Source organism: Streptacidiphilus fuscans (genome assembly GCF_015690355.1).
GTDB lineage: Bacteria > Actinomycetota > Actinomycetes > Streptomycetales > Streptomycetaceae > Streptacidiphilus > Streptacidiphilus fuscans.
In genome coordinates this window covers 749,924-758,793 of record NZ_JADPRT010000003.1, presented here as the reverse complement: position 1 = coordinate 758,793, position 8,870 = coordinate 749,924, and the positions used below count along the sequence as shown (strand labels likewise).

Sequence of the window (8,870 nt, the reverse complement as noted above, 5' to 3'; positions counted from 1 at the left end):
CAGGGCAGATTGCCCACGTGTTACTCACCCGTTCGCCACTGATCCACCCCGAAGGGCTTCACCGTTCGACTTGCATGTGTTAAGCACGCCGCCAGCGTTCGTCCTGAGCCAGGATCAAACTCTCCGTGAATGCTTTCCCGTAATCGGGACATCCAACGCAGAGCGGCACAGCATCCACCGGAATGAGCGGACCCGTGCACAGCGTCCTCGCTGAAAATTTGTTCTCAAAAGTAACTGGCGTTGACTTTTGGCACGCTGTTGAGTTCTCAAGGAACGGACGCTTCCTTCGGTCCCGTTTCACCGGGCCCTCCGGGCGCTTCCTTCGTTTTCTAGCTTATCAGAACTTCCGGCCTTCGCTTTTCGCTCCGGCCCGTTCCGACGAGTGAAACTCTAGCTGGTTTCTCCGGTCGGAACCAAATCCACCAGCCGGTCCTGAAAAATGGCAGCACGAAAACAAATTCGTACGATCATCGGTTTCAGGGGGTTGGCTGCCTCCGAACCCACGCGGTGTCCGCTGCAGGGGAGACAACTCGAAGAACCCTACGCGTCCCCGTGGACCGGGTCAACCCCTCCTGCCGAAGATCTTTTGAGGAGGAACTCGCACCACACCGCCTTGCCCCCGTCCGGCGTGCGACGGGTGCCCCAGTTCGAGGCGATGGTCGCCACGATCTCCAGGCCGCGGCCCGACTCGTCAGCCGGGAGGGCGCGCTTGCGGCGTGGGAGGTGGTCGTCGGCGTCGGTGACCTCGATGGTGAGGCGGCGGTCGGTGCGGCGCAGGCGGAGGCGCATCGGGGGGTGGCCGTGGGTGAGGGAGTTGGAGACCAGTTCGCTCACGGCCAGTACGCCGAGGTCCTGCAGTTCCTCGCCCACACGCCAGCTGGTGAGGACGCCCTGGGTGAAGGCTCGGGCGCTGGACGCCGCCTCCGCGCCGCCGAGCAGGTCGAGGGAGGCGCTGCGGAACAGTTCGGCGGTGTCGTTGTCGCGCTGCGGGAGCTGGAAGACCAGCGCCGCCACGTCGTCGTCGTGCTCGGGGGTGACGCCCATGGCGCGGAGCAGGCGCGAGCAGATCACGTCGGGCGCGCCCGTGGCGCCCGCGAGGGTGCCGGCCAGGGTGTCCAGGCAGTGGTCGATGTCCTGGTCGCGGCGTTCGACGAGACCGTCCGTATAGAGGACGCCCGTCGAGCCGGCCGTGAAGGGGAGGTTGCTGGAGGTGTGCATCCAGCCGCCGGTGCCGAGCGGCGGGCCGCCGGGTTCCTCCGGACGGGTGATGGTGCCGTCCGCCTGCCGGACCATGAGGGGCAGGTGTCCGGCCGACGCGTAGCTGAGGCACTGCTCGCTCGGGTCGAAGACCGCGTAGACGCAGGTGGCGATCTGGGAGGCGTCGATCTCCGAGGCAAGACCATCCAGGAGCTGCAGCACCTCGTGCGGCGGCAGGTCGAGCCGGGCGTAGGCGCGTACGGCCGTGCGGAGCTGACCCATGACCGCTGCGGCACGCATCCCGCGGCCCATGACGTCGCCGATGACCAGCGCGGTGCGCCCGCCGCCGAGGGTGATCACGTCGTACCAGTCGCCGCCGACGGCGGTGTCCGCGCCGCCGGGCTGGTAGGTCGCGGCGACGCGGAGGTCGTCGGGCTGCTCCAGCTTCTGCGGGAGCAGGCTGCGCTGGAGGGTGACGGCTGCCTCGCGCTGTCGGCGTTCGCTCTCCCGGAGCCGTTCGGTGACGCGGACCTGGTCGGTGACCTCGGCGCCGAAGACGAGCACCCCGCAGACGTCGGACGCCCCCGTACTGCGGCGCAGCGAGGCGAAGCTGCCGAGGCCGAGCGAGGACAGTCCGAGCGCAGTGCGCGCGGACGGCGAGGCAGCCAGGTCAGCGGCCGTGCCGACAGCTCCGGTGTCGACAGGGGCGGTCCCGACAGGGGAATCCGCACCGGTGTCGGCACCGCCGTCGCCCAGGTCGATGCTCGGGCCGGATCCCGCGCCGCCGTCCGCGGACGTCGTGACCGTGGCTGCCTTCCCCACACCCTCCGTCAGCTGGGCCAGTTGCCGGCCCAGGTCCTCGGTCTCGCGGACCGGGGCGCAGACGAAGGTGTAGTAGCGGGGTGGCTCGACGCCCACGAGGGCGGGGAGCTGGACCTTGCGGGCCTTGACGGTGCGCGGCCTGCCGGTTCGGTAGACCTGGTCCATCAGCGGCAGCAGGCCGAGTTCCTCCAGCTCGGGCATCACCTGGTGGGCGGGGACGCCGGTCGGGCGCGGGCCGAAGACCTCGGTGTAGGCGCGGCTGAGGTAGCCGAGCCGGTGGCCGGGCCCGTAGCTGATGGCGACCAGCGCGGGCAGGTGCCCGAGGACGTCGTGGACGGCGAGGTGTTGGTGGCCGGCGTGCTCGTGGGCGATCCGTGCCTCGGGCAGTTCCCGGGTGGCGGGGACGCTGGGCGTGGGGCCGGGAGGACGGTCCTGCGGCGCGGAGGCGCGTCGCTGTCCGCCGGGGAGCCGGGCGCTCCAGCGTGTGAGGTTCAACGGAGTCCTTCGGGCTGCTTGTGCTTCGGGCTGCGGGTACGTCGGGGACGGGGCTGCGAGGCAGGCTTCAGGTCGCGGAGTCGGGGTCCAGTGTGGCCGAAACCGCGCTCACGGGGAATCAGCTGCCCTGGGGTGTCTTGAAGATCGGCATATCCGGCGAGTCCGGACACATCGCTTCTGCAAAGCCGTCCGAGTCGGGGCATTCCGGAACAGCGCATCACGGCACAAGCTGGGCGTCCGCGACACATCAGACGGCACAAGAGGCGAACCGATTCGGCTAGATCGGCCCCCCTTCGCCCACGCCTTCGTCCAACAGGTGCTCGAAGCCCGCACGGGGTTCTTCGAGCTCCCCGAGCGAAACGATTTCGCGTCCGGTCAGACTGGCGAGCAGCCAGTCGGACATCACCCTCGCCTTGCGCTCCCACGTCGGTACGCGCCGCAGATGCACGGCGCGGTGGAGCAGCCAGGCCGAGCGGCCGTGGAGCGAGCGGCTGCGCAGCTGGGCGACCCCCTGGTGCAGGCCGAGCGAGGTGATGGTGCCCTTGAGTTCGCGTCGGTAGGCGGTGGTCGGCTGGCCGCGCAGGCAGGCGACCAGGTTGTCGGCGAGCACCATGGCCTGGTGGACCGCGTGTTGGGCGTTGGCCCGGCAGGTCTCGCCGGGGCGGGCCAGATCGGGGACGGCGGCGGAGTCGCCGGCGGCGAAGACGCGCTCGGTGCCGAGGACGCGCAGGTGGGAGTCGCAGCGCAGGCGGCCCTGCGCGTCTACGGCCAGGCCGGTCTGCTTGAGCACGGGGTTGGCGCGCACTCCGGCCGTCCACACCAGGGTCCGGGCCGCGAAGCGGCTGCCGTCGGTGAGTTGGACGGTCCCGTCCGCTCCGACCGCGGCGAGGCGCGTGCCGAGGCGGACGTCGATGGCGCGGTCGCGCAGTTCGGCGGTGGTGCGCTCGGCGGCCTGCGGCTCGGTCTCGGGGAGGATCCGCTTGCCCGCCTCGACCAGCACCCAGCGCAGGTCCTCCGGGCGGAGGTTGTGGTAGTGGCTGGTCGCGTGCCGGGCCATGTCCTCCAGTTCGGCGAGGGCGCCGGTGCCCGCGTAGCCGCCGCCGACGAAGACGAAGGTCAGCGCGGCCTGACGCAGTTCGGGATCGCGGGTGGAGGACGCCACGTCGAGTTGGGACAGGACGTGGTTGCGCAGTTTGACGGCCTCCTCGACGCTGCGGAAGCCGATTCCGTGCTCGGCGAGCCCGGGTACCGGCAGGATCCGCGAGACCGAACCGGGCGCGAGCACCAACAGGTCATAAGGGAGTGTCAGTTCGATGGGTGATGCGCCGTGAACGGGTGCCGGGAGCAGCAGATGGGCACGCGCGTTGGGCTGGTCCAAGGACGTCAGCCGGCCCTGCATCACCTTCACCCCGCGCAGCGCGCGACGCAGCGGCACGACGACGTGGCGCGGGTCGATCGCGCCCGACGCGGCCTCCGCGAGGAACGGTTGGTACGTCATGTACGAGGTGGGGTCGACCAGGGTGAGCTCGGCCTCTCCCGGTTTCAGGCGTGCCCGCAGCCGCAGGGCGGCGTTGACGCCGACCTGCCCGCCACCGATCAGCAGGATGCGCGCGGCCGAGGACGGCCCGGCCGATTCCGGTGAGGACGCGTGTGGGGACGCAGGTGGGATCACTCAACCATTCCGCACCCGTGAGTGGGTGCACGTCCATACTCCGTACCTGAATGAGTGGATGCGGATCTGACGAAGATGTGACGCACATCGCGACGGCGACCGCGGCGACGGCCCGCCGTCGAACACGGACACGGCGGCACGGAATTGGCACTTCGACTCCATTGATCAGCGCAGATGCCCTACGCTGCGCAACGACCGTCGTGTGCGCACGGTCGGTGCGGACGGTGGGATTCCTGCCCGAGTCCCCTGGTCCCGTCGATGTGCCGTCAACTATGGTCGTTGAATCTGTCCGTACGGGGGAGGACGAACCTCATGGTTCAGCAGGAGCAGGTACTGCAGCGTGCAGTCGAGGGGACGATTCCGGTGCAGCGGGGGCTGGCGGCGAAGGGGCTGACGACGAACGGCAGCGGACGGCTTCGCGTCGACGCGCGCCGCAACCTGGAGTCGGTGCTGCGCGCCGCGCGCGAGGTCTTCGGTGAACTCGGCTACGGCGCGCCGATGGAGGAGGTCGCCCGCCGCGCGGGCGTCGGCGTGGGCACGGTCTACCGGCGCTTCCCGAGCAAGGAGGTGCTGGTGCGCCGGATCGCCTCGGAGGAGGTGGTCTGGCTGACCACGCAGGCGCGCGAGGCGCTCAGTTCGGACTCCGCGGGGGCGTGGGAGTCGCTGGCGGACTTCCTCGCGCGCGCGGCGACGAGCGGCGCGGGCCGGCTGCTGCCGCCCGAGACGTTCCGCCAGGCGGAGGCGATGGTGCGGGTTCCCGCGCCGCGGTCGGCGACGTCGGAGGAGTCGCTGTCCCCGACGGGCGCGGCGGCGACGTCGACTGCGGTTGGCGGCACCGGTGTCGGCGTCGCTGTCGGCGCAGTTGACGAGGAGTTCGGGGAGGACGCGGACCCGGCCCGGCTGCTGGCGCTGCTGGCCCAGCTGGTCGACCGTGCGGCGGGCTGCGGGGAGCTGCGGGGCGGTGTCAGCGTGGCCGACGTGGTGCTGGTGCTGACGGCGTCGGTGCCCGCGCATGCGTCTGCCGACGGCAGCGCGGCAGGGCGGCTGCTGCAGCTGTTGCTGCAGGGGCTGCGGGCGGGCTGACGCGCAGCTCCGCTGCGAGAGGTACTTGCAGACGTCAGGGGCGCGAGGCTCTGTTGATCTGCGGCTCCGCCGCGTGGGCGCGACAAGCCACCCGAGGTGGTGAGTCGCTCAGCGGGCAGGGCCATCCGTACAGGGTGGTTGCTCGCGCCCACGCGGCGGAGCCGCATATCGGCAGAGCCCCGCGCCCCTGATGCTGCAACTTGCTGCCGTGCGCATCACCGCTCCGCTCGAAAGACTGGTACTAGGCCCCCGAAGGGGTGGTGCTGAATCGTTCACCCTCGTTGGCGGGGCCGATCTGTGGGAACCTGACCCGGTTGAGTGAGGGAAGCGGGGGTCGGGTCATGCCCACTGAGGAACCGGACGCGTCTGCGGCGCACGTGCCGCCGCAGGGTGTCGGCGGTGCCGAGGGACTGCCGCGGCAGCGCGGCGACAGCGCGGAGGGCCCGCACGAACACGGCGCGGCCGACCGCGTCGAGACCGCCGCGACGCCCAGCGTGCCGCCGCCCGGCGGGCCCGTCGACGACGAGCCGCTGAGCACGTCCGACGCCGATCTCACCGCTGCCGTACGGGCCGGGGACGACGCCGCGTACGAGGAGCTGTACCGGCGCCACGTTGCCGCCGTCCGCCGCTACGCCCGTACCTGCTGCCGGGATTCGTTCACGGCCGAGGACCTCGCGGGGGAGGTCTTCGCCCGCACGCTGCAGGCGCTGCGCGCCGGCAAGGGGCCGGACGTCGCGGTCCGCGCGTACCTGCTGACCGCCGTCCGGAACATCGCCGCCTCGTGGACGCGTGGCGACCGGCGTGAGCAACTGATCGACGACTTCCAGCTGTTCGCCACGAACAACGCCGTGGTCGCCACCGTCGACGTGACCGACCCCGGCGCGGACGCGCAGGCGATGACCGGCGTGGACCAGTCGCTGATCGTCCGCGCGTTTTTGAACCTGGACGCGGACGACCGGCTGCTGCTCTGGCACACCGAGGTCGAGCAGGAGCCGCCGCGCGAGGTCGCGGTGCTGCTGGGCAAGACCGCCAACGCGACCGCCGTGCAGGCGCACCGCGCACGCGAGCGGCTGGCGACGGCGTTCCTGCAGGCGCACATCTCGGACACCCAGGCGTCCGACTGCGAGCAGCACGCGAAGAAGCTGGGCGGCTTCGCGCGCGGGCAGTTGGGCAAGCGGGCGTCGACGGACGTGCGGGCGCACCTGCAGGAGTGCGACCGCTGCTCGGCTGCCTACCTGGAGCTGGTCGACCTCAACCACAGCCTGCGTGAGCTGCTGCCCTCCGGCCTGCTGGTCTGGCTCGGATCGGGCTACTTCACCGTGCTGGCGGCCGGGTTGGCCGGTGCGGCCACTGCCGGTGCGGCGGTCGGCGTCACGGCGGCTGCGGGCGGTGGCGGTGCCACGGCCACGACCGGAGCTGCCGGGGCCGCGGGCGCGGCGGGTTCGTCGGGCGGTGCCGCGGGTGGCGCTGCCGGTGGTGGCGCCGCGTCGGAGGGTGTGGGGCTGCCGGTCAAGATCGGCATCGCCACGGCCGTCGCCGTCGCCGCTGCCGCCGGGCTGGCGTTCGCGCTGACCGGGAGCGACGTCCAGCCGAAGCCCGCGCCGGCGGCCAAGCCGAAGCCGACTCCGGTGGCAACGGTCCCGGCCAGACCGACCCCGAAGCCGACACCCAAGCCGACGCCTCCGCCGCCCGCGCCGCCGGTGGTCAAGCCGAGCCCGACTCCGACGCCGACACCCACGCCCAAGCCGACTCCGCGTCCGACCCCGCCGCCGCCGAGACCGACGCCCAAGCCGACCCCGACTCCGACCCCGCCGCCTCCCGTCACCAGCTACTACGTCGACACGCTGCCCTACCAGGGCAGCGGCCCCGCCGACGGGCCCGCGCTGGCCCCGCCGAGTGTCTTCAACTGGGTGTGGCAGCGGCCCGACGGCGTCAGCATCGGCAAGAAGTCCTATACGCGCGGCATCACCGTGATGACCCCGTCGAGCGCGGTGGTCGACCTGAACCGGGCCTGCACGAACTTCTCCGCGTGGGTGGGCATCGACGACATGGCCTTGGGCCTCGGTTCGGCGCAGTTCAGCGTCGAGAACGGGACGACGGGTGCGGTGCTGTGGCAGTCCGGGGTCATCCATGGCGGTGACCCGGCCGAGAAGGTCAGCGTGTCGCTGAAGGGGCTGACCGAGATCAAGCTGGTGGCCCGGGGAGCGCACGGCTTCATCGGCGGTCAGATCGCCGACTGGGCCGACGCGCGCTTCACCTGCTGACGCGACGGCCCTTGCGGCGCCTGCGGGTCACTTGCCCTGCATCTGTTTGATCTGCTCCAGGGCCTGGAGGAACGTCTCCGTCTCCTGCGCGCCCTGGACGGCGTACTTGCCCTCGAAGACGAAGGTCGGGACGGAGCTGACGCCGATCGAGCGGGCGTGCTCCAACTCGCTCGCGGTCTCGGCGCGGCCCTCGTCGGACGGGAGGAAGGCCTCGACGCGGGCCCGGTCCATCCCGGCGGCCACGGCGATCTCGGTCAGCGCGGCGAAGTCGGCGACGTCGATGCCCTCGGAGAAGTGCGCGGCGAGCAGGCGCTCCTTGAGGTCGGCCTGCGTCTTCGGGCCGTACTCGTGCTCGGCGAGCCAGAGCAGGCGGTGGCCGTGGACGGTGTTGACGTGCTGGGCGGCGTCGAAGTCGTAGTCGATGCCCTCGCCCTTGCCGATCGCCGCGACGCGGTCGTCCATGGCGCGGGACTGCGGACCGTAGCGCTCCTCAAGCCAGGCGCGGTGCGGGCTCGGCTCCATAGGGGCGTCAGGCACCAGCTGGAACGGGCGGTAGACGACCTCGACGTCCTCAGCCCCGGCGAAGGCCTCAAGGGCGCGGTCGAACCGGCGCTTGCCGATGAAGCACCACGGGCAGGCGATGTCGCTGTAGATCTCCACCTTCATGAGAGCACGGCTCCTCTCGATCGTCTGCGCGCTCAGACAACCCCAACGCGGACCCGTGCCCCGGAATTCCGGACCCGGCACGACTTCGACGAGACCGCAGTCACACCCGTCCGGCGGGGGACGCGGCCGCTTCCGCTCCGGTCACCCCCGCTTGGGCCCCGGGACCAGCAGCACCGGGCAGAGCGCGTGGAAGGTCAGCGCCGAGGCGACCGACCCGAGCAGCAGGCGCGGGAAGCCGCCGTTGCCGCGAGTGCCGAGGACCAGCGTGTGCTGGCCTTGGGACGCGCGGAGCAGGAGCGCGACCGGGTCGCCCGCGACCACGAACAGCTCCGGGGTCGGGACGGGTGCTTCCTCGTCGGCCGGATCGGCCTGCCCTGTCTCCAAGCGGGCCGTCACCGCCGCGACCGCGCGCCCGACCACCTCGGTCATGCCCGCCAGCAGGCGGCCGACGCTGTCCTGGACCACGTCGTCCAGGCCCACCGCCGTGTCGGCCAGCGGCGTCGGATTGACCGCCGCGAGCACCCGCACCGGCACCGCGTGGGCCCGCGCCTCCTGGAGCGCCCGCTCCAACGCCCACAGCGACCCGTCCGAACCGTCGACGCCGACCAGGACGCCGGGTTGGGCGTGGGCCGACGGGGGCTCGTGGGAGACGGGCAGTGGCTGCATGCGTC

General features: G+C 71.7%; 6 protein-coding genes and 1 rRNA gene. 2 read left to right on the top strand and 5 right to left on the bottom strand.

Annotated features, from left to right (window positions below; translation table 11 throughout):
- The 3 genes from I2501_RS10580 to I2501_RS10570 all read right to left on the bottom strand — a co-directional run.
- Positions 1-130 (bottom strand): 16S ribosomal RNA (locus tag I2501_RS10580); the annotation flags it as partial.
- Between the two features lie 410 nt (positions 131-540).
- On the bottom strand, positions 541-2,514 hold the full coding sequence (locus I2501_RS10575; RefSeq protein ID WP_236046042.1) for an ATP-binding SpoIIE family protein phosphatase: 1,974 nt from the start codon (positions 2,512-2,514) through the stop codon (positions 541-543).
- Between the two features lie 277 nt (positions 2,515-2,791).
- Positions 2,792-4,183, bottom strand: coding sequence for an NAD(P)/FAD-dependent oxidoreductase (locus tag I2501_RS10570; protein ID WP_196193670.1), 1,392 nt, complete (start codon positions 4,181-4,183; stop codon positions 2,792-2,794).
- A 315-nt stretch (positions 4,184-4,498) separates the two neighbouring features.
- On the opposite strand from I2501_RS10570, the gene I2501_RS10565 reads away from it, so the two are divergent.
- On the top strand, positions 4,499-5,269 hold the full coding sequence (locus tag I2501_RS10565; RefSeq protein WP_196193599.1) for a helix-turn-helix domain-containing protein: 771 nt from the start codon (positions 4,499-4,501) through the stop codon (positions 5,267-5,269).
- 341 nt (positions 5,270-5,610) lie between these two features.
- Positions 5,611-7,533 carry a sigma-70 family RNA polymerase sigma factor gene (locus I2501_RS10560; protein WP_196193598.1) on the top strand — a complete coding sequence of 641 codons (1,923 nt, stop codon included), beginning with the start codon at positions 5,611-5,613 and terminating at the stop codon, positions 7,531-7,533.
- 27 nt (positions 7,534-7,560) lie between these two features.
- Here the strand turns inward: I2501_RS10560 and I2501_RS10555 are convergent, their stop codons facing one another.
- Both I2501_RS10555 and I2501_RS10550 read right to left on the bottom strand, forming a co-directional pair.
- On the bottom strand, positions 7,561-8,199 hold the full coding sequence (locus I2501_RS10555; protein ID WP_196193597.1) for a DsbA family oxidoreductase: 639 nt from the start codon (positions 8,197-8,199) through the stop codon (positions 7,561-7,563).
- A gap of 141 nt (positions 8,200-8,340) precedes the next feature.
- A complete protein-coding gene (locus I2501_RS10550) occupies positions 8,341-8,865 on the bottom strand; it encodes a universal stress protein (protein ID WP_196193596.1) in 525 nt (174 codons plus the stop codon).
- Between the last annotated feature and the right edge of the window lie 5 nt (positions 8,866-8,870).